Genomic DNA, 21,553 nt, shown 5'->3' on the forward strand with positions numbered 1-21,553 from the left:
TCGTCCTCGCCCGTCCGGTGCAGGTCGACGGTGACCCGGTGTCGTTGCACACCACAGTGCGCGCCGTCGGCGGACGGCTGCGGATCCAGTGGGAGACCGACGGGGTGCCGCACGGTCGTCTCGACGCCGAAACCGGCATCCCGTCCGAGCCGGAACCTGTCGATCTGGACGAGGTACGGGAGCGGTGCGCCGACCGCCGGGACGCCGCGTCCTACTACGCGGCGTTCGACGCGGCCGGGCTGCGGTACGGGCCCTCGTTCCGGGCCGTGCGGGAGCTTCGGTGCGGGCCGGGTGAGGTGCTGGCCCGCCTGGAACTGCCCGAGCACCGCCGGACGGACACCGGTTACCACCTGCACCCGGCCTTCCTGGACGGCGCCCTACAGGCGGTGGCCGGAGCATGGGATGAGCCGTCGGCCGCGGGCGACGCGACGGTGTACGTGCCGTTCGCCGTCGCCGAGGTGGTGATGGTCGGTCCGACGCCGGAGACCGGGTACGCCCACGTGGTCGCGCGTGGCGGGACGCAGTCCGAGCGGCGGTACGACGTCCGCGTCACCGATGACCACGGTGACGTCCGCGTCGAGTTGCGCGGCCTGGCCCTGCGTGCCGTACCCGCCGGCGGCGGGCCGCTGTTCTTCGCCGGGGACTGGGTCGCGGCCCCCGCGCCCGGGTCGGCCCCCGTGCCGACTCTGTTGCTCGACCACGACCGCCGCCGGGTCGGTCCCGGCGTCGTGCTGGTGCGGCCCGGCGACCGGTACCGGGAGGTGGTCGCGGGCGTGGAGTACGAGGTGGACCCACTGTCGGTGGACGACCACCGCATGGTGCGGGAGGCGCTGTCCGCTCGGGGCGACGAACCCTCGGCCGTGCTGCACCTCTGGTCCCTGCCGCCCGGCGAGCCCGCCGATCCGATGGGCTCGCTGCTGTCGCTCGCGCAGGCCTGGGCGCGGTCGCGGCGCCCGGTGTCGCTGGTGTATGCGCATCCCGCTGCGTCGCCGGAGCACACCGCGGTGGCCGGATTCGCCCGTACCGTCCGGCAGGAGCACCCGGCCCTGGCGTTCGGCGCGGTGCGGATCGACGACGACGCGGTGGCGGATCCCGGGCTCCTGCGGCGGCTGAGCGGCGAGGGCGGCGAGGTCGAGGTCCGCTACCTCGGCGTACGACGTGAGGTGTTGCGCTGGCGCGAGACGACCGCTCCGGTCGGGCAGGAGCCGCCGGTCGGGAAGGTGTGTCTGGTGACCGGCGGTCAGGGCGGGCTGGGCCGGCTGGTGGTCGAGCATCTGGTGGCGGGCGGCGCGCGGGTGGTGGCGGTGGGCCGCTCGGCGCCGGACGCGGCCTGGCTCGCGGGCCTGGGCTCGTCCGTGGCGTTCGTGCGGGGCGACGTGTCGGTGCGGGCGGAGGCGTTCGCGGCGGTGACGGCCGCGCGGGAGCGCTTCGGCCGGTTGGACGTCGTCGTGCACGCGGCCGGAGTGCTGCGTGACGGCCTGGTCGCGGGCAAGTCGGCGGTGGACGTGGCGACGGTGTGCGGCCCGAAGGTGGCCGGCGCGCGGTGGCTGGACGAGGCCACAGCGGATCTCGACCTCGACCGCTTTGTGCTGTTCTCGTCGCTGGCGGGCGCCCTCGGAAATGTGGGCCAGGCCGATTACGCGTACGCGAACCGGTTCCTCGACGAGTTCGCGGCGTGGCGGTCGAGCCGGCGTGGTGGCGTGACGGTGTCGGTCGGTTGGCCGTTGTGGGACGGCGGCGGCATGACGGTCGACGCGACGCTGCGGAAGCGGCTGTGGGAGACGGCCGGCACCCGTCCTCTGCCGCCCGTCGAAGGGTTGGCCGTGCTGACCGCCGTCCTGACCGGCGAGCCTCCCGATCCCCAGGTGCGCTTCCTGTACGGCGACCCCGCCCGGCTGCGCGTCGGCCTCGGCCTGACCACCGCCCCAGCCCTCGGGCCGGATCGCGACTCGATCGCAACGCCTGCGGCGACTTCGCCGCCCGCTGCGGCCGATGACGGTGCCCTGCGCGCCGACGTGACGCGGGTCTGCGCCGACGTGCTGAAGGTCGACGTGGCCGAGCTGGATCCGGACGAGGACCTGTCCGCGTACGGCCTGGACTCGATCCTGATGATGACGTTGCTGAACCGCCTGGAGGCGCGCTTCGACACTGTCGTCGAGCCGAGCGCGGTCAGTGAGCACCCGACGATCGCCGCGTTGGCGACGCACCTGGCGCAGACCATGCCGACGCCATCGGCCGGGCCGTCCTTCGACGCCGCGTCGTCGGGCAGCGGGGCAGCGGCGCTGCCGGCTGGCGTGGCCCCTCCCGCTCCGCATCCGGACAACGCGGTGGCGGTGGTGGGGATGGCGGGGCGTTTCCCCGGCTCCGCTTCGGTGCGGGCGTTGTGGGACAACCTGGTGGCGGGCCGGTGTCTGGTGTCGGAGGTGCCGGCGGACCGGTGGGACGTCGGCGCGGTCTTCGATCCGACGCGGCAGCGGCCGAACTCGTCGTACTCGAAGTGGGCCGGGTTCGTGGACGGGGCGTTCGACTTCGACGCGGGCTACTTCGGTGTCGCCGAGGCTGACGCGCTGGTGATGGACCCGCATCACCGGCTGGTTCTGGAACTGGCGGCGGAGCTGTTCGTCGACGCGGGGTACCGGCCGGACGAGGTCGCGGGCTCCCGGACCGGCGTGTTCATCGGCGGCGGCGAGAGCCCGTACCTGCGGGGACGGATCGCCGACCTGCCGGCGGAGAGCCGCCGCAACGCCCTGGTGGGCGCCATTCCGAACATGATGGCCGCCCGGGTGTCGGACTTCTTCGACCTGCGCGGGCCGGCGCAGACCATCGACACGGCGTGTTCCTCCGCGCTGGTCGCGATTCATGCGGCCTGCCGCGCCCTGCGGGCCGGGGAGTGCGACGTCGCGATCGCCGGCGGGGTGGAGCTGATCATCGGGCCGGATCTGCACGTCGGATTCAGCGAGGCCGGGGCGTTGGCGCCCGACGGCGTGTGCGCGGTCTTCGACGAGAGCGCGCGTGGGCTGGTGCTCGGTGAGGGCGGTGGTCTGGTGCTCCTGCGCCGGCTGCCGGACGCGGTCGCCGGTGGTGACCGTGTCGCGGCGGTGGTGCGCGGCGGTGCGGTGAACAACGACGGCCGCACCATGGGCCTGACGGTGCCCAGCCCGGAGGGTCAGGAGGCGGTGCTGCGGGCGGCTCTGGTGGACGCCGCCGTACCCGCCGAGTCGATCGGCTATCTGGAGGCGCACGGCACGGGGACGCTGCTGGGAGATCCGATCGAGGTGCGGGCGGCGTCGCGGGTCTTCGACGGCCGGTGCGGGATCGGGTCGGTGAAGTCGAACGTCGGTCACCTCATGCGGGCCGCCGGGGTCGTGGGCTTCATCAAGGCGGTGCTCGCGGTCCAGACGGGTGTGCTCCCGGCGACGTTGCACTGTGTGCGCCCGCATCCGCGGTTCCGGTTCGCCGAGTCGCCGTTCTTCCCGGTGACCGAGACGCAGCCCTGGGACGGGGCGCCGCGGCGCGCCGGGGTGTCGGCGTTCGGGTTCGGTGGGACCAACGCGCACGTGGTCGTCGAGCAGTACGAGGGCGCGGCGGGCTCGCGGTCACCGTTGCCGCCGCCACGGTTCACCCGCCGCCGCTACCGGCTCGGCGAACCCGTCACCGCCCCGGCGGAGAGCCTCGACGACCTCCTCGACCTGCTTCAGGACGGGCACGTCGACCTGGACCACGCGGCGGCTGCGGTCGTCCGTCTGAGCAAGGAGCGGGCATGAACACCGACATCCGTGCCGTTCTCGCCGACTTCCGGGCCGGGCGGCTCTCCCGGGACGAGGTGAAGGCACTCCTCGAATCACCGCCGACCACAGTCGTCCGTACCTTCCGGCACGACGACCCGTATCTCCGCGCCCACCAGGTCTTCGGCCGGCAGGTCCTGCTCGGGGTGACGCACTGCTCCCTCGCGCTGGAGCTGACCCGAGCCGGCGGCACGCCGCGGCACCTGCGCGGGCTGACGTTCCACGAACCGGTCGTGCTGGACCCGGGCGCGGCCACCGAGGTGACAGTCACCGTCGCGGAGCGCGAGGGCCGACACCTGGTCGAGAGCCGGTACGAGGTGGACGCGGAGTCCCGGCTCAGCGTCACCGCCGAACTGCGCGACGGCGACCGGCTCGCCGAGGTGTCCACGCTGGACCTCGACGGGCTGCGGGCTGGGCGCAGCCGCGACGCCGGACAGCTCGCCACCAACCCGTTGCTGGCGCGGGAGCCCGCGCTGCGGTGCGTCGAGCAGGTCTGGGTGGGCGACGGCGAGAGCCTCGGCCGCCTCCGACTGACCGACGAAGCGCGGGCCGCCCTGACCGGGCTCGCCGTGCACCCCGTGCTGCTCGACGGCGGGTTCGTGACGGGCGCCACCGCCGTGGACGACGAGATCCTGATACCGCCGGGCAAGCCGGGCATGTGGGTTCCGGTCGCGATCGCCGCCGTGCACGGATCCGGGCCGCTGCCCGAGGTCTGCTACTGCCGGGCCCGGGTACGCCGGGCGGACGCGCACGCCCTCACCCTGGACCTGGTGCTGGCCGACGAGTCGGGCCGGCCGCTGCTGGCCGTCGACGGCTTCACCTTCCGGCACGTGCGTGACAGCACCCTGTTCTCCGCCGCCGGGCAGGAGCGGCCCGCCGACGACCCTTCCGGGCGCGTCGAGGCGTACCTGGCCGGGCTGGTCGCCGGCCACCTCGGCGTCGAGTCGACGAGTCTGGACCGCGCGGCGAACTTCATGGAGCTGGGCGTGCAGTCCGGCGAGCTGATCGACCTGACCCGGCGGATCGAGGACGATCTCGGGCTGGAGTTGTATCCGACGTTGTTCTTCGAGCATCAGAGTCTGGCGGAGTTGGCGGCGTATTTCGTTGCCGAGCACGCGTCGGCGGTGGCCGCTCACGCGCCGGTGGCGGTTTCGGTGGAGCCGGCGCCGGTCGAGGCCGGGCCGTTGGCGGCGGGCCCGGTGTGGGTGGGGGAGTCGTCGGTACGGCCCGGTGGTGGTGGGTTGTCGGGTGCGGTGGCTGTGGTGGGGATGGCGGGGCGGTTTGCGGGGGCGTCGGATGTGTCGGCGTTGTGGGGGAATTTGGTGTCGGGTGTGGATGTGGTGGGGGAGGTGCCGTCGGGGCGGTGGGATTGGCGGTTGTGGTTTGACGGGGATCGGTCGGTGGCGGATCGGTCGTATGGGCGGTGGGGGAGTTTTCTGTCGGGTGTTGATCGGTTTGATGCGGAGTTTTTTGGTGTGTCGCCGCGGGAGGCGGTGTGGCTGGATCCGCAGGTGCGGTTGTTGTTGGAGGTGGCGTATGAGGCGTTCGAGGATGCGGGGTGTGCGGCGCGGATCCGGGGCACCCGCACCGGCGTCTACCTCGGGGTGTCGTTCCACGAGTACTGGGACGAGATCGTCCGGGCCCGCGTACCGATCCAGGACTACCAGGCCGTCACCGCCGTGCCGTCGGCACTGGCCGGACGGCTCTCCTACGTCTTCGACCTCCAGGGTCCGAGCATCCCGGTGGACAACGCGTGCGCGTCGTCGCTGACGGCGTTGCACCTGGCCGTGCGGGCGCTGCGCTCGGGTGAGTGCGACACGGCAGTGGTCGCCGGGGCCAACCTGCTGCTGAGCCCCCTGCACTACGTGTACACCGCGAAGGCGCAGGCGCTGTCGCCGACCGGGCGCTGCCGGCCGTTCGACGCGGGCGCGGACGGCTACGTCCCGGGTGAGGGCGTCGCCGTGCTGGTGTTGCGCCCCCTGGAGAAGGCGTTGGCCGACGGCGACCGGGTGCTGGCTGTCGTACGAGGCTCGGCGACAAACCACGTGGGTCGCTCGAACAGCCCGACCGCTCCCCGGCCCGAATTGCAGGCGCAGGTGTTGCGGCAGGCGTGGGCGGACGCCGGGGTGTCACCCGGCGAACTCGGTCTTCTGGAGGCGCACGGGACCGGCACGTTGTTGGGCGACCCGATCGAGGTGCGCGCGCTGCGGACGGCGTTCGGCGACGAGGGCCGGCCGGGTAGTTGCGTCCTCGGGTCGGTGAAGGCGAACCTCGGGCACCTGGAGGCGGCGGCCGGCATCGCCGGGGTGATGCGGGCCATTCTGGCGCTGCGCCACGAGGCGATCCCGGCGATGGCCGGCTGGAACGAGCTGAACCCGTTCCTCGACCTGGACGGCTCGCCGTTCGTCATCAACAACGAGACAGTGTCGTGGCCGGCCACCGACGGGGTGGTACGCCGCGCGGGCATCAGCTCGTTCGGTATGTCGGGCAGCAACACGCACGTGGTGGTCGAGGAGGCCCCACGGACGACCGCGCCGGAGCGACCCGGCGGCGGGCAGTTGCTGGTGGTGTCGGCGCGTACCCCCGAACGGCTGGCAGCGCACTGCGGACGGCTGGCGGAGGCGCTGCGCGAGAATCGGCCGCACCTGGCCGATGTGGCCTGGACGTTGCAGACCGGCCGGGAGGCGTTCGAGCACCGGGCCGCGATCTGGGCCGAGACCCTCGACGAGGCCATCGACGCCCTCGGCGAGCCGCACTGGACCGGCAGGGTTCCGACCGGACCGAGACCGACGCGGGTGGCGACGCGTCCGGGCGCCGACCGGCAGACGTGGGAGCAGTGGGCGCAGGCGTGGACGGCCGGGGCCGACGCCGACTGGACGGCGGCGTGGCCCGCTGCCCACCCACAGTTGGCCGAGTTGCCCGCCTACCCGTTCAGCCCGGACCACTACTGGATCCCGGACGGGTACACGCACACCCCGCCGTCCGGCACCCAGCCCTTCACCGTCCGGCTAGGCCCGGACGACGCGGTGTTGGCCGACCACGTCGTGCAGGGCGTACCCGTGCTGCCCGGCGCCGCGCAGCTGGAATTCGCCCGCGCGGCGGGTGCCGAGTCCCGACCGGTCGCCGCGCTCGCCGACGTGGTGTGGCTCCGACCGGCCGCCGGCGCGCGGCAGCGGATCACTGTGGAGCTCACCGCCGGCCCGGACAGCGCCGGCTTCGTGGTCGGCGACGGCGACGGCACGAAGTTCAGCCAGGGCCGGGTGCTGTTCGGCGACCTGCCGGACACCGCGCCGGTGGATGTGGCCGCCGTCCTCGCCCGCTGCGACCGGCAGCGGGACGGCGCGTCCGCGTACCGCGCGTTCGAGGAGGCGGGCCTGTGGTACGGGCCCGGGTACCGGGCCGTCGAGCGTCTGCACAGCGGCGCCACCGAGGCGGTCGCCGAGCTGCGCCTCCCGCCCGACGCGGTCGATGGCCGGTGGGTGCTGCATCCCGGTCTGCTCGACGCCGCCTTCCAGTCCATCGTCGGCCTGCTCCCCGAGACCACGCCGGGCGGCGACGCGCCCCTCTACGTGCCCTTCGCGGTCCGGCGAGTCGAGGTGTTCGCCCCGCTGCCGGCGCACTGTTTCGCGGTGGCCGTCTGGTCCGACGGTCGGGGTCCGGACGACGGCACTGCCGCCTTCGACATCACTGTCGTCGACCAGGCCGGTCGCCCGCTGGTCGTGGTGCGCGGCTTGACGCTGCGCAGCCTGAAGCCGTCCAGCGGTGCGATATCGCCGGCGGTGCCGGGCACGGCCGTCCCGCCGACCGTTCGCTTCGTGCAGGAGTGGACGACCGCGCCGCCGACGGGGCATCGCCCGGTCGGGCACGTGGTGGTGGTGTCCGACCAGGCCGTCCCGGCGGATCTGCCCGGCTGGGACGCGACAGGCATCACGCGGGTGGCGACCGGCGCGGCCTTCGCCGAGCTGCCCGGCGGTGAGTTCCGGGTCGGCGACGACCCCGGCGACATGGCACGGCTCTGGGAACGGCTCACCGCCCGGGGCACACCAGACACCATCGTGTACGCGTGGGAGGTGACCGGCGCCGACGGTGACTCCGCCGACGAGCAGCGGGCCCAGGCCGTACTCGCGCTGGTGAAGGCCGTGGCGCGGACGACTGTGGACGCGCCGGTACGCATCGTGGTGGCGCATCAGGGAACGGCCGCCGGGGCGGCCCTCTGCGGTTTCGCCAGGTCGGTCGGCATGGAGTGCGGTTGGTTGCGCCTGCGGGTCGTGGACGTGGGGGACCTGCGTGGGCAGCCGCTCGCCTCGGCGTTGTGGTCGGAGATCAGCGGCGACGACGCGGCCGTCGAGGTGCGCGCGGACGGCGTCGTACGGGAGGTCGTGAGCTACCGGCGGGCCCCCGCGCTGACCGGCACGGGGTCGATCGTGCCGGGTGACGTGTACGTGGTGTCGGGAGGGCTCGGCGCCCTGGGCCGGCTCGCGGTGGAGTTCCTGGTCGGGCAGTTCGGCGCGCGGGTGGGGGTGCTGGGCCGCTCGGCCCCGGACGCGTCGGCGTCGCGGTGGCTGGCGGGTCTCGGCAAGGCGGTGACGTTCGTGCGAGCTGACGTGTCGGTGCGTTCCGACGTGTTCGCCGCGGTGGCCGAGGTACGGGAGCGCTTCGGCCGGGTGGACGGTGTCGTGCACGCCGCCGGGGTGATTCGGGACGGGTGGGTGCGGGACAAGTCCGGGGCCGACTTCCGGTCGGTGGTTGCCCCGAAGGTGTCCGGTGCGGTGTGGCTGGACGAGGCCACCGCCGCCGACGACTTGAAGGTCTTCGTCGGTTTCTCGTCGGTGGCGGGACTGGTGGGCAACCCTGGTCAGTGCGACTACGCGTACGCGAACCGGTTCCTCGACGAGTTCCTGCGGCGGCGGGCCGGGCGCAGCGTGTCGGTGGTGTGGCCGTACTGGGCGGACGGCGGCATGCGGATCGACGAGAGCGCCCAGCGGGCCATGGAACGGGCCACGGGCCTGGTCCCGCTGCCCACGGCGACCGGCCTGGACATTCTGCGTCGTGCGCTGACCGGCGACGAACCACATGTGATCGAGCTGTGCGGCGACCCCGACCGGCTGAGCCGCTGGCTGAACGACGGCCCGGCGCCGGAGGTGGCACCGGCCGTCGCCGGAGACGTCGCGGCCGAGGTGCTCGCCTCGGTGCGCCGGGACGTGGCCCGTGCCGCCGCCGCGGTGCTCGGTATGCGGGCCGGCGACCTGGAGATCGAGGCGGACCTCAGCGACTTCGGCTTCGACTCGGTGTCCTTCACCGAGCTGGCCACCGCCCTGAACGACAAGCTCGGTCTGAACCTGCTGCCGTCGGTGTTCTTCGAGCACCCGACGTTGGCGGCGCTCGCCGAGATGATCGTGGCGAGCGAGACCGAGCGGCTTGCCGCCCACTACGGCCACGGCGCGATGCCGGACGCCGGTCGCGTGCCCGAGGCCGGTCGCGTGCCCGAGGCCGCCCACGTGGTGGTCCCGGCGAAGACGACCCCGCGCGTGACGGTGGCCGAGCACCTACCGTCGGTGCCGGTGGCGGCACCCGCGCCCGTCGACGCGGACGCTGTCGCGATCGTGGGCCTGGCCGGGGCGTTCCCCGGCTCGGGCGACGCGGAGGGCTTCTTCGCGGACCTGACCGCCGGCCGGGACCTGGTCGGCGAGGTCCCGACGAACCGGTGGGACTGGCGGCGCTGGGAGGCGGACCCGGCCGGCGGCGGCCTGCGCTGGGGGTCCTTCCTATCCGACGTGGACCGCTTCGACCCGCGCTTCTTCGGCATCTCGGCGGCCGAGGCCAACGTGATGGACCCGCAGCAGCGGGTGTTCCTGGAGACCGTCTGGCGGACCATCGAAGATGCTGGTTACCGGGCCTCCGACCTGGCCGGCACCGACACCGGCCTGTTCGTCGGCGTCAGCGGCATGGACTACGCCGACCTGCTCAGGAGCGCGGCCGGGGACATCCAGGCACACAGCTCGACCGGGATGGCGCACGCCATGCTCGCGAACCGGGTGTCGTTCCTGTTGGACCTGCACGGACCGAGCGAGCCGGTGGACACGGCCTGTTCGGCGTCGTTGGTGGCGGTGCACCGTGCGGTGAGCAGCATCCAGCGGGGTGAGTGCAGCGCTGCCATCGCCGGCGGCGTCAACGTGATCCTGAGCCCGCTGACCACCCTGTCCTTCGGCCGCGCCGGCATGTTGGCGTCCGATGGTCGGTGCAAGGTGTTCGACGCCGCGGCGGATGGTTATGTGCGGGGTGAGGGTTGTGGGGCGGTGTTGCTCAAGCCGTTGTCCCGGGCGGTCGCTGATGGTGATCACGTGTATGCGGTGATTCGGGGTAGTGCGATCAATCATGGTGGTCGTGCGGCGTCGTTGACGGCTCCGAACACGACGGCGCAGGCCCGGTTGATCGTGAAGGCGTGGCGGCAGGCTGGTCTGGATCCGGCGACGTGCACTTTTCTGGAGACGCACGGCACGGGCACGGCGTTGGGTGATCCGATCGAGACAACGGCGCTGACTCAGGCGTTCGCGACGTTGTATGAGCAGTGGGGGCATGCCGCGCCGGCGAGCGCGCACTGTGCTCTGGGGTCGGTGAAGAGCAACGTGGGGCATTTGGAGACCGCGGCGGGGATGGCCGGGTTGACCAAGGTCCTGCTCGGGATGCGTCATGGGGTCCTGCCGGGCAATCTGCACCTGAACACCCTGAACCCGTACATCCGGTTGGACGGCACCCCGTTCAGCGTCCTGGACCGCACCCGGGAGTGGGTCACGGGTGGGGGGCCGCGTCGGGCGGGTATCTCCGGCTTCGGTTACGGCGGTGTCAACGCCCACCTCGTGGTGGAGGAACACCAGCCCCCACCGGCCACCGTCGCGACCACCACCCCGCAGGTCATCACCCTGTCCGCCAAGAACCCCGACCGCCTCACCGAGCAGGCCGAGCGGCTGCTCGCCTTCATCGGTGGCGAGCCGGTCAGCGGGCACGACGTGCTGCCCGCGACGCCGGTCCTCGACGAGGTCCGCGCGCTCGCCGCCGAGGTGACCGGCGTGTCCGCCGACGACCTGGGCCCCGACGAGAACCTGTCCGAGTACGGCGTCGACCTGGTCACCCTCGCGCGCCTGACCGGGCGGCTCAACCAGCGCTACGGCACGACGCTGACCCCGGCCGACAGCAGCATCACCGACCTCGCGAACCGGGTGCTCGGCGGCAGCACCGAGCACGCCGCGCCGCCGCCCGTCCCGGTCAACGTGGACCTGGGTCGGCTCGCCTACACGCTTCAGGTGGGCCGTGAGGCGATGACCGACCGCCTCGCCGTGATCGCCTCGAACGTGTCCGACCTGCGCGGAAAGCTCACCGCGTTCCTTGCCGGCGAGGACGCCGACGGCGTACGCGTCGGCGGCGCCCAGCACACCGGGCGGGTGCTCGCCTCGATGCTGGACGGCCCCGAGGGGGAGCGGTTCCTCCGGGACCTCGCCACCGCCGGCCGTCTGCCGAAGTTGGCCGACATGTGGGTGGCCGGCGCGGGAATCGACTGGCGTCAGCTGCATCCGTCCCCGCCGATCCGGATGTCGTTGCCCACCTACCCGTTCGAGCGCCGCCGCTGCTGGGTCGACGCCCGGTCCGAGCCCGCCGTGCAGGAGGTGGAGCCCGTCGAGGACACCGCGGCGTACCTGGTGCAGGTCTTCGCCGCCGCCCTCGGCTGGCGGCCGGAGGAGATCGACCTCGACACCGGCTTCGACGAGTACGGTCTCGACTCGCTGCTGGCCCGCGAACTCACCGTCCGGCTCCGGGAACGGTTCCCGCAGCTGTCCGCCACTGTGATGTTCGCCGAGCGGAACCTGCGTGGCCTGGCCCGGCACCTCTCCGAGCAGGACGCCCCGGTGTCGGCCATCGCACGCGCTGCCACGGCGGAGCCGATCGCGGTCATCGGGGTCAGTGGCCGCTACCCCGGCTCACCCGACCTGGACACCTACTGGGACAACCTGGCCGGCGGCCGGGACTGCGTCACCGAGATCCCCGCCGACCGCTGGGACCACCGTCGCTTCGCCGCTCTGGCCGACGGCAAGCCGTACTGCCGGTGGGGCGGCTTCCTGGACGACGTGGACGCGTTCGACCCGCAACTGTTCGCGATCTCGCCGCTGGAGGCCCGCTACCTGGACCCGCAGGAACGGCTGTTCATCCAGGCGGTGTGGGAGTGCTTCGAGGACGCCGGCTACCCGCGCAGCCGGCGTGGGGGAGGCGCCGGCACGGGAGCGCCGATCGGGGTGTTCGCGGGGGCGACCTACAACAACTACCAGTTGTACGCGGCCGAGTCGGGCCAGGAGTGGACGCCTGTCAACTCGCAGTCGTTCGGCATCGCCAACCGGGTGTCGTACCTGTTCGACCTCGGCGGCCCCAGCATGGTCCTGGACACCGCCTGCTCCTCCTCGCTGTACGCGGTGCACCTGGCGGTGGAGAGCATCCGCCGCGGCGAGTGCGCGGCCGCGATCGCCGGCGGGGTCAACCTGTCGCTGCATCCCAGCAAGTACGTGACGCTGACCGAGGGAGGGTTCACCGCCGGCGACGGCCGCTGCCACTCGTTCGGTGCTGGCGGCGACGGCTACGTGCCGGCCGAGGGGGTGGGCGCGGTGCTACTCAAGCCACTGTCGGCGGCGCTGGCCGACGGTGACCGGGTCGACGCCGTGATCCTCGGCTCGGCGGTCAACCACGACGGGCGTACGTTCGGCTTCAGCGTGCCGAACCCGAAGGCGCAGGCTGCCCTCGTCCGGTCCGCCCTGAACCGGGCCGGGGTCCCCGCCGACACGATCAGCTATGTCGAGGCGCACGGCACCGGCACCAGCCTCGGTGACCCGATCGAGGTGCAGGGGCTGACCGAGGCGTTCGGGGCCGGCCGCACCGGGTACTGCGCGATCGGCTCGGCCAAGTCCGTCATCGGCCACGCCGAGGCAGCCGCCGGTATCGCCGCGCTGACCAAGGTGATCCTCCAGATGCGGCACGGCACCCTGGCTCCCGCGCCGACACACTCGGACCGGGTCAACCCCGAGATCGACTTCTCCGCGACGCCGTTCGTCCTGCAACACGCACGGGCACCGTGGGAGCGTCCGGTGGTGGACGGGAGCCCGGTGCCCCGCCGCGCCGGGATCAGCTCGTTCGGGGTGGGCGGCGTCAACGTGCACCTCGTCGTCGAGGAGCCACCGCTGCCTCCGGAACGGCCCGCCGACGAACCACGGCCGGAACTGGTGTGCCTGTCCGCGCGGACCGAGGCGAGCCTGCGCGAGTACGCCGGCGTGCTCGCCGCGCACCTTCGCACGGCCACGCCCCGGCTGTCCGACGTCGCGTACACGCTGCGGACCGGCCGCGAGGAGCTGGCCCACCGGGCCGCGTTCGTGGCAGCGGACCTCGACAGCGCCGCGCGGATGCTGGACGCGCTGAGCACCGGTGGCGGCGTTCCCGGCCTTGCCCGTGGTCAGGTGGGCCGCGACGCACCCGGCGTCGGGGCGTCCGAGGCGGAGGCGTGGGTGGCAGGTGCCGAGGTGCACCGGGAGCAGCGCCCCGCACGCCCGATTCCGTTGCCCACCTACCGGTTCGCCCGTGAGCGGTACTGGATCGTGGACCGACAGCCGTCGGCACCGGATCCCGCGCCCGTCGCCGGCCGGCTGGAGGATCGCCTGCAAGACATGGTGGGCGCGCTGCTCGGGTTCGACCCCGGTGCCCCGCCCGACGTGCGAACCGGCTTCTTCGACCTGGGCATGGACTCGGTGCTGGCCACCCGGCTGACCAACCGGCTGGAGGAGGAGTTGGGCGTCGAGCTCTACCCGAGCGTCCTGTTCGACCACCCCACGGTTACCGAACTGGCCGCGTACCTCGCCACCGTGCTGCCGGACGACCCGCCCGTGGTGGAGGAGGGCGTCGAGACGGTGCGCTACCGCGTCGGGTGGGAGCCGGGTGAGCACCTGCCCGACGTCACCGTCGCCGACCGGCTGTTGCTGTTCGACGTCGACGCCACGGTTCACGCCGCCGCGCCGGCCGGGTCGGTGCTGGTCCTCCCCGGCGCCGGCTTCGCCCGCTTGGGCGACGACCGGTACGAGGTACGTCCCGACTCCGCCGCCGACCACGAGCAGCTGGTGACCGAGCTGCGCGGGTCGGCGGCCGGACTGCCCACCCGTGTGGTCCACCTCTGGTCCCGTGCCGCGGAGCCGGAGACCGGGCTGCGCGACGGCCCGCTGGCGGTCCTGACCTTCGTCCGCGCGGTGCTGCGCGCGGCGCCGGACGCCGAACTGCGGCTGCTGCACGTCTACCCGTACGACCCGGACCGGCCCGACCCGGCTGCCGAGTCCACAGGTGGCCTGGCCCGCAGCATCGGGCACGAGAGTCCGCGTCTGCGGTGCGCCTCGGTCGGCATGCCGGTGGGATTGCCCGGTGAGCTGCTCGCCCGCTGCGGCGCGGAATTCACAGTCACCGACCACGACGAGCGGGAGGCGCGGTATTCCGGCGGTCGGCGCTGGATCCGGCGGCTGCGCGAGTTGGCCCCCGCGCCGACGGCCGTGCCCCCAGTACGCCGCGACGGTGTCTATCTGATCAGCGGCGGCGGGGGCGGTCTGGGCCTGATCTTCGCCCGGCATCTCTGCACCACGTACCGGGCCACGGTCGTGCTGATGTCGCGTTCTCCGCTCGACGCAGCTCGCCGCGCCGAGCTGGCCGACCTGGGCGACCGCGTGTGTCACCTGCAAGGCGACGTGACCGATGCCGGTGACGTCGAGCGGGTTGTGGCCGAGGTACGCCGCCGCTTCGGCCGCCTCGACGGCGTCCTGCACGCCGCCGGTGCGCTGCGCGACAGCCTGCTGGTCAACAAGACCGACGAGGAGGTCCGCGAGGTGCTCGGCCCGAAGGTGTCCGGTGCGCTGCACCTCGACCGGGCCACCGCCGCCGACGACCTGGACTTCTTCGTGGTGTTCTCGTCGCTGGCCGCGCTCGCGGGCAACGCGGGGCAGGCCGACTACGCGATCGCCAACCGGTTCCTCAACGCCTTCGCCGGTGCCCGGGAGCAGGAGCGCCGGGCCGGCCAGCGACGCGGACGCTCGGTGGCGGTGGTCTGGCCGTTCTGGCGGGCCGGCGGCATGGGTGTGGACGAGGAGACCGCACGGCTCGTCCGCCGCCGCCTCGGCCTCGCCCAACTCGACACCGCCGCCGGCCTCGCCGCCTTCGACGCGGTGCTGGCCGCCGGGCACACCGAGGTCGGCGTGTTGCAGGCCGAACGGAGCAAGTTCGAGCGGCTGCTGCCCGTGCTGCCGGCCGACGAGGCCGACGACGAGGTGGCGGCCGACATCGCGGCGATGCCGCTGACCGCCGTGGCCGACGAACTGGAGCGGTTGCTGGGCGAGCTGACCGGAGGGGATCCCATCGATGTCTCATGACCTGCTGCTGCGGCGCTCGCTGCACGCGATCCGGGAGCTGCGCCGCGAGCTGGACCGACGCGGATCATCGGACGACCGGGCCGCCGGGCCGATCGCGGTCACCGGGATGGGCTGCCGCTTCCCCGGCGGCGCGGACAGCCCGGAGGCGTTCTGGCGGCTGCTGGCCGACGGACGCGACGCGGTCGTGCCGGTGCCGGCCGGCCGGTGGGGCGGCGGCAGCTACGTCGACCCGGATCCGGACGCACCCGGCGCCACCTACACCGACCGGGGCGGCTTCCTCCGGGAGGACATCCTGGAGTTCGATGCCGAGCTGTTCGGCGTCCCGGCCGGCGAGGCCGCCGAGATGGACCCGCAGCAACGCCTGCTGCTGGAGGTGAGCTGGGCGGCGCTGGAGTCGGCCGGGATTGTCGCCGGCGGCCCGGGCGGCGACCGCACCGGGGTGTTCGTCGGGATCTCCGGGTCCGAGTACGCCATGCTGCCGCGCCCGGCCGCCGGGATCGGGCCGTACACGGCCACCGGGGCCACGGTCAGCATCGCCGCCGGCCGCATCGCGCACGCGCTGAGCCTGCGCGGCCCCGCCCTCGCGGTGGACACGGCGTGCTCGTCGTCGCTGGTGGCGGTGCACCTGGCGGTCGAGAGCCTGCGCCGGGGCGAGTGCGACAGCGCCCTCGCCGGTGGGGTCAACGCCCTCATGTCGCCGGGCAACTTCATCGTGCTGAGCAAGATGCGCGCGCTGGCCCGCGACGGCCGGTGCAAGACGTTCGACGCGGCGGCCGACGGCTACGTTCGCGGCGAGGGCTGCGGGATGGTCGTCCTGCGGCGGCTGGCCGACGCGCAGCGCGACGGCGACCCGGTGCTGGCCGTCATCCACGGCAGCGCGGTCAACCAGGACGGGCGCAGCAGCGGGCTCACCGTGCCCAACGGCTCGGCGCAGCGTACGGTGGTGCAGCAGGCGGTACGGCAGGCCGGGGTGGCGCCGGACGAGGTCGGGTACCTGGAGGCGCACGGCACCGGCACCGCGCTCGGCGATCCGATCGAGATGCACGCGCTCACCGAGGCGCTCGGCCCCGGCCGTACGCCCGACCGACCCCTGTGGATCGGCGCGGTGAAGCCGGCGATCGGGCACCTGGAGGCGGCGGCCGGCATCGCCGGTCTGATCAAGACCGTGCTGGTGCTCCAGCACGGCGAGATACCGCCCAACCTGCACTTCAACCGGATCAACCCGCGCCTGTCACCGGAGAAGATCCCGGCGCGGTTCCCGGCGGCGCTGACGCCCTGGGACACCACCGGCGACCGCCGGGTGGCCGGTGTCAGTTCCTTCGGCTTCAGCGGCACCAACGCCCACGTCGTGCTCGCCGAGGCGCCGCCGCCGTCGGCGCCGAGGCATGGCGGGGGCCCGTACACCGCGGTCGTGTCCGCGCGTACACCGGCTTTGTTGCGGCGGCACGCCGCGGAGCTGGCCGCGCACCTGGAGGGCCGGTCCGGCCTCGCGCTCGCCGACGTGTGCCACACCCTCGCCGCCCGGCGGACGGTCTTTCCGCACCGCGCCACCGCGGTCGTGTCGAACCACGACGACCTCGTGGTGTGGCTGCGCGGCGTGGCGGCCGGAGCGCCGTACCAGGCGGACGGCGACCCGCAGAACGCGCCGGGACGTGCCGTACCGCTCCCGGTGCGACAGTTCCAGCGGGTCCGGCACGGCTGGCCGACAACGCCGTCCGCAGCGACGCCGTCGGCGGTGTCACCGCTGCCCGGCCGCCGGGTGTCGTCGCCGCTGCCCATCGCACAGTACGAGGCGCGGGTCGGCCCGGGCACGCTGCCGGAGCTGCGGGACAACAACGGCGTGCTGCACATCGGCTACTACCACGCGATGGTCGCCGCCGCGGTGCGTGACCTCTCCGGCTCCCGCAGCTACCTGCTGCGTGGCCTGGAGTTCGTCGAGGCCCTGCACTTTCCCGACGAGTCCGAGCGGGACGTGCAGGTGGTCGTGGAGCCCGCCGCCGACGGTGCGGAACGGTCGTGCGCCGTGCACAGCCGGCCGGCCGGCGACGGCGAGTGGAGCACACACCTGCGGGCGACGCTCTTCCCGGAGCCAACCACCACCCGCATGCTGACCACACCGGCCGACCGTGCCGGCCTGGCGCAACGCTGCCCACGCCCGATGTCCGCCGACGACTTCCACGCCGACCTGCGCTCACGGGGATTCACGATGGGCCCCGCGGTGACCTGGGTCGACCGGATCAGCGTGGGTGACGGCGAGGCGCTGGCCCGGTTCCGGCCCGCCGCAGCGGACGAGAACGCCTGCGGGTTGGCCGTGCACCCCGGCGTGCTGGACGCCGCCGTGCAACTCTTCGCCGCCGCCGGACACGCGGAGCTGGGCGGCGACGCGTTCATCACCCGTCGCGTCGCCGAACTGCTCGTGGTGGACCGGCCGGCCACCGGGCCGCTGTGGGCCCACGCCGTCGTACGGGAGGGCCTGCGCGGCGACATCCTCGTCTTCGCCGACTCCGGCGAACTCGTGGCGCGGGCCACCGGTGTGCAGATCACCCGTATCGACAACCAGCGACGTGTGGAGCTGGTGCGGCAGGCGGCCACCCACACGCACACCGGCACCGCCGGCGAGGACGTCGTCGGCTACCTGACCGCCGCCGTCCGCGGCCTGCTCGCCGGGGAGACCCCCGCAGTGGACCGGCCGCTGGCCGAGTACGGCATGGACTCCCTCGCCGTGCTCGAACTGCGCCGCCGCATCACGGCCGACCTGGGTCACGACATCCCGGTCGAGTACCTGCTCCAGGGCCCGTCGATCCGGGAGCTGGCCGCCCTGCTGACCGGCACCGGCGACGGCGGCGAGCCCGGTGCCGCGTACGGCCGGGACTACGACCTGAGCCCCGAGTCGTGGCTCGCCCACGGCAGCGACCGGGCCGGCGCGGACGTCCGGCTGTTCTGCGTGCCGTACGGCGTCAAGGGCGCATCGCTCTACGCCCGCTGGGCGAAACGGCTGCCCGAGCACATCGACGTCTGCCCCATCCAGTTCCCCGGCAAGGAACAGCGGATCTCCGAACGCCCCATCGCCGACCTCACCGAGGCCGTCGACGCCCTCGAACAGGTGCTCACCACCCGGCTCGACCGGCCCGTCGCCCTGTACGGGCACAGCGTCGGCGCGCTCGTCGCGTACCGGGTCGCCCGGCGCCTGAGCGGGACCGGCCGGGTCAGCCACCTGTTCGTCGGCGCGTACACCGCCCCCACCGAGCAGCCGAACCCGGTGTACCGCCGGGTGATGGACACCTTCAAGGTGTTCGGCTTCGACGACGTGCCGGCGTTGGAGGAGTTGGCCGGCGCGTCCCCGGAGGACCACCAGCGGTACGAGGCGTTCATCCGCAAGGAGTTCGGCATCGACGTCGACGCGGAGGTGCGCGCCGCAGTGAAACCGGTGGGGTTGGCCGACTTCCGGCTCGTGCACACCTACCGGCACGACCCGGACGAGCCGCCGCTGACCATCCCGGTGACAGCCTTCCACGGCGACCGGGACACCTTCGTCACCGAGGAGGAGATGCGGGCCTGGGGCAAGCTGACCACCGGCCCGTTCACTCTCGAGGTGGTGCCCGGCGACCACTTCTTCCTGCACGGCGACCAGGCCGAGGATCAGGTGGTCACGACCATCGCGCGGGAGCTGGGCCGGTGAGGTCCACGCCCAGCGCCGCCAGGACCCCACGGGCGGTGGCGGCCGCGACGGCCTCGCGGTGATCGTGCAGGAAGAAATGGCCGCCGTCGAACATGTGTCGCCGCAGCGGTCGGGTGGTCACCTCCTGCCAACCGGTCAGCTCCGGCTCGGTCGCGTCCGGGTCGCGCCGCCCGCCGAACACCTCGACCGGGCAGTCCAGTGGGTCGCCCGGTCGGTGCGTGTAGCCGTCCATCGCCGCGATGTCCGCGCGCAGGATCCGTGCGTAGTGCGCCAGCAGGTCCGCGTCGGCGGCCACCTCGGCGGGGATGCCGCCGTACCGGCCGTTGAGGACCATGGCGAGCTCGAAGTCGGGCAGCTCCAGCAACGCGTCCGGGCGGCGCCGGAACTGCGGTGCCCGCCGGGCCGCGACACCGAGCCAGACGGGAGGGGCACCGGTGCGCCGCCGCCACTCGACGGCGGCCACGTACGCCACCAGGCCGCCCATGCTGTGGCCGAACAGTGCGAGGGGCGCCGGCCCGAGTGGCGCCAGCTCGTCCAGCGCGCCGGCTGCGAGATCCTCAAGGTCGGAGCAGAGCGGCTCGTCGCTGCGGTTGTCGCGCCCCGGCGGTCGCATGACGCACACCTCGGCCCGCGGATCGAACACCGTCGACCACGACCGGAACACCCCCGCCCCGGCACCGGCGTTGGGAAACATGACCAGCCGGAACAACGGGTCCGGCTGGGGGTTCAGACGCAGGAACCATCGGCTTGGCCGCATCGGGGTCACCCGCCGCAGCGTAGCATCCACCACCGTGCATGAACCGAAGTGAGGAGCGATCATGGCCGAGAGCCTGATGTCCGTCGTCTGGGATCTCCGCCGGGTCCGCCGCGGCGGACCGGAACTCGTCGCCGAACGACAGCGCACCCGCCTCGCCGACCTGCTGGCGCGGGCCCGGGCGGACTCGCCGTACTACCGGGAGCTGTATCGCGACCTGCCCGAGCGCATCGAGGACGTGACGTCGCTGCCGGTCACCACCAAGGCCGAACTGATGAGCCGGTACGACGACTGGGTCACCGACCGCGCCGTGTCGCTGGACGAGGTGCGCGCCTTCGTCGCCGACACCGACCGGATCGGCACCCTCTACCGGGACCGCTACCAGGTGGTCACCACGTCGGGCACCAGCGGCCACCGTGGCGTCTTCGTCCAGGACGACCGGACGTACGCCGTGCTGTCGGGGATCACCGTGGCGCGGGCCAGCGGCTCCTGGCTCGCCGGGCGCGACTACCTGTCGATGCTGCGGCGGGGCAACAAGGTGGCCGCGATCTGGGCGGTCGGCGGGCACTTCGCCGGCTACTCCACCGCCCAGCGCCTGATCCGGGAACGCCCGATCCGCAAGCGCAGCATTCGCATCTTCTCCGTGCACACCCCACTGGACGAGCTGGTGCGCGGCGTCGGCGCCTTCAACCCGACCATCCTCAACGGGTACGCCAGCGCCATCTCGCTGCTGGCCCGCGAGCAGCGCGCCGGCCGGCTCGGCCTCCGCCCGGTCCTGGTGATCACCTCGGCGGAGAGCCTGCCGCCGGAGGAACGCGCCCGCATCCGGGAGACCTTCTCGGCCAAGGTCCGCGACCAGTACGCCTGCTCGGAGTTCATGGGGCTGGCGCACGGCTGCGAGCACGACTGGCTGCACGTCAACGCCGACTGGGCGATCCTGGAGCCGGTCGACGAGGAGTTCCGCCAGGTGCCGGCCGGGCAGCCGTCGCACACGGTGCTGCTCACCAACCTGGCCAACCGGGTGCAACCGATCATCCGCTACGACCTCGGCGACAGCGTCACGATGGGGCCGGACCCGTGCCCGTGCGGCAATCCGCTGCCGGCGGTTCGGGTGCAGGGCCGCACGTCCGAGGTGATCTCCTTTCCCGCCCCGGACGGCCGGACGGTCGATCTGCCACCCCTCGCGCTCGGCACCCTCGTCGACAGCACCGCGGGGGTTCGCATGTTCCAGATCGTGCAGACCGACCCACGGCGCCTCGCGGTGCGGCTGATCATTCAGGACGACGTTGATGCCGACCAGGTCTGGGCGCAGGTTCAGCGAGCGCTGCGAGGTCTGCTCGACAGCCACGGCCTCACCGACGTGCGGGTCGAGCGCGACGTGGAGCCCCCACAGCGCACCGCGGGCGGCAAGTTCCGCACGGTGTTCTCCGCAGTGTCCCGCTGACGAGGCGAGGGGCCGGTGCGGCCGGGATGTTCCGGCCGCATCAGCCCCTCAGGGGGTTGCCGAAATCAGGCCTTGTTCCAGGCGGTGCAGGTCACACCCGCGGACGTCTGGGCGCAGGCGCGCAGCTTGGCATAGACCCCCCAGGCAACTCCCCCCGAGATCAGGAGGTCGACGTCCGAGGTGGCCGTCTTCGTCGTGGAGTTGGGGCCCGCCGCGCCGCCGTACGACTCCAACCACACCTTGTCGCCGGTCTGCGCCGGCGACAGGTAAGCGCGGTAGTCGTAAACGATGTCCAGCACCTGGACGAGCTTGCCGTCGGGGGTGGTGGCCTTCGGGTGGGGGTCGACCGCCGCGGCTGCGGGTGCGGCGCCCATGAACATTGCGCTGGCGCCGATCGCGGTCGCCAGGAGTGCGGCAGAACGCTTCCTCATGGTGTTCCTCTCCTCCGTTGTTCCT

General features: G+C 73.2%; 6 protein-coding genes (1 of these 6 cut by a window edge). 4 read left to right on the forward strand and 2 right to left on the reverse strand.

Going from position 1 to position 21,553, the window contains the following annotated elements:
* The 3 genes in view from ACLQ28_RS14915 to ACLQ28_RS14925 are tightly spaced (each overlapping or abutting the next) and all read left to right on the forward strand, a layout consistent with a single transcriptional unit that may run on beyond the window.
* On the forward strand, nt 1-3,764 hold the final stretch of the coding sequence (locus ACLQ28_RS14915) for an SDR family NAD(P)-dependent oxidoreductase (RefSeq protein ID WP_425686861.1). It extends 7,549 nt beyond the left edge of the window; only the last 3,764 of its 11,313 coding nucleotides appear in the window; its start codon lies beyond the left edge, outside the window; the stop codon is at nt 3,762-3,764.
* The gene (locus tag ACLQ28_RS14920; RefSeq protein ID WP_425686862.1) at nt 3,761-15,220 is read left to right on the forward strand and encodes an SDR family NAD(P)-dependent oxidoreductase; all 11,460 of its coding nucleotides are present in this window, start codon (nt 3,761-3,763) and stop codon (nt 15,218-15,220) included. Before ACLQ28_RS14915 ends, ACLQ28_RS14920 begins: the two co-directional genes overlap by 4 nt.
* Complete coding sequence (locus ACLQ28_RS14925; RefSeq protein ID WP_425686863.1) at nt 15,210-18,899, forward strand: beta-ketoacyl synthase N-terminal-like domain-containing protein; 3,690 nt, start codon at nt 15,210-15,212, stop codon at nt 18,897-18,899. Before ACLQ28_RS14920 ends, ACLQ28_RS14925 begins: the two co-directional genes overlap by 11 nt.
* Here the strand turns inward: ACLQ28_RS14925 and ACLQ28_RS14930 are convergent.
* Entirely contained in the window at nt 18,868-19,656 is a 789-nt protein-coding gene (locus ACLQ28_RS14930) for a thioesterase II family protein (RefSeq protein ID WP_425686982.1), read from the reverse strand. The genes ACLQ28_RS14925 and ACLQ28_RS14930 overlap by 32 nt on opposite strands.
* A gap of 61 nt (nt 19,657-19,717) precedes the next feature.
* Here ACLQ28_RS14930 and ACLQ28_RS14935 point away from each other — a divergent pair, with 61 nt between their 5' ends.
* The gene (locus tag ACLQ28_RS14935) at nt 19,718-21,097 is read left to right on the forward strand and encodes a phenylacetate--CoA ligase family protein (protein ID WP_425686864.1); all 1,380 of its coding nucleotides are present in this window, start codon (nt 19,718-19,720) and stop codon (nt 21,095-21,097) included.
* Nucleotides 21,098-21,162: 65 nt separating this feature from the next.
* Here the strand turns inward: ACLQ28_RS14935 and ACLQ28_RS14940 are convergent, their stop codons facing one another.
* Nucleotides 21,163-21,528: a hypothetical protein gene (locus ACLQ28_RS14940; RefSeq protein ID WP_425686865.1), complete on the reverse strand. Its 366-nt coding sequence runs from the start codon at nt 21,526-21,528 to the stop codon at nt 21,163-21,165.
* Nucleotides 21,529-21,553: the final 25 nt, after the last annotated feature.

The sequence above is a fragment of the Micromonospora sp. DT201 genome, from assembly GCF_049841575.1.
In the GTDB taxonomy this organism is placed as follows: domain Bacteria; phylum Actinomycetota; class Actinomycetes; order Mycobacteriales; family Micromonosporaceae; genus Micromonospora.

What these genes read in the sequence shown, in the direction of transcription:
- ACLQ28_RS14930 (WP_425686982.1), bottom strand. Translation starts at nt 19,656, where the DNA reads ATGCGGCCAAGCCGATGGTTCCTGCGTCTGAACCCCCAGCCGGACCCG.
- ACLQ28_RS14920 (WP_425686862.1), top strand. Translation starts at nt 3,761, where the DNA reads ATGAACACCGACATCCGTGCCGTTCTCGCCGACTTCCGGGCCGGGCGG.
- ACLQ28_RS14935 (WP_425686864.1), top strand. Translation starts at nt 19,718, where the DNA reads ATGGCCGAGAGCCTGATGTCCGTCGTCTGGGATCTCCGCCGGGTCCGC.
- ACLQ28_RS14925 (WP_425686863.1), top strand. Translation starts at nt 15,210, where the DNA reads ATGTCTCATGACCTGCTGCTGCGGCGCTCGCTGCACGCGATCCGGGAG.
- ACLQ28_RS14940 (WP_425686865.1), bottom strand. Translation starts at nt 21,528, where the DNA reads ATGAGGAAGCGTTCTGCCGCACTCCTGGCGACCGCGATCGGCGCCAGC.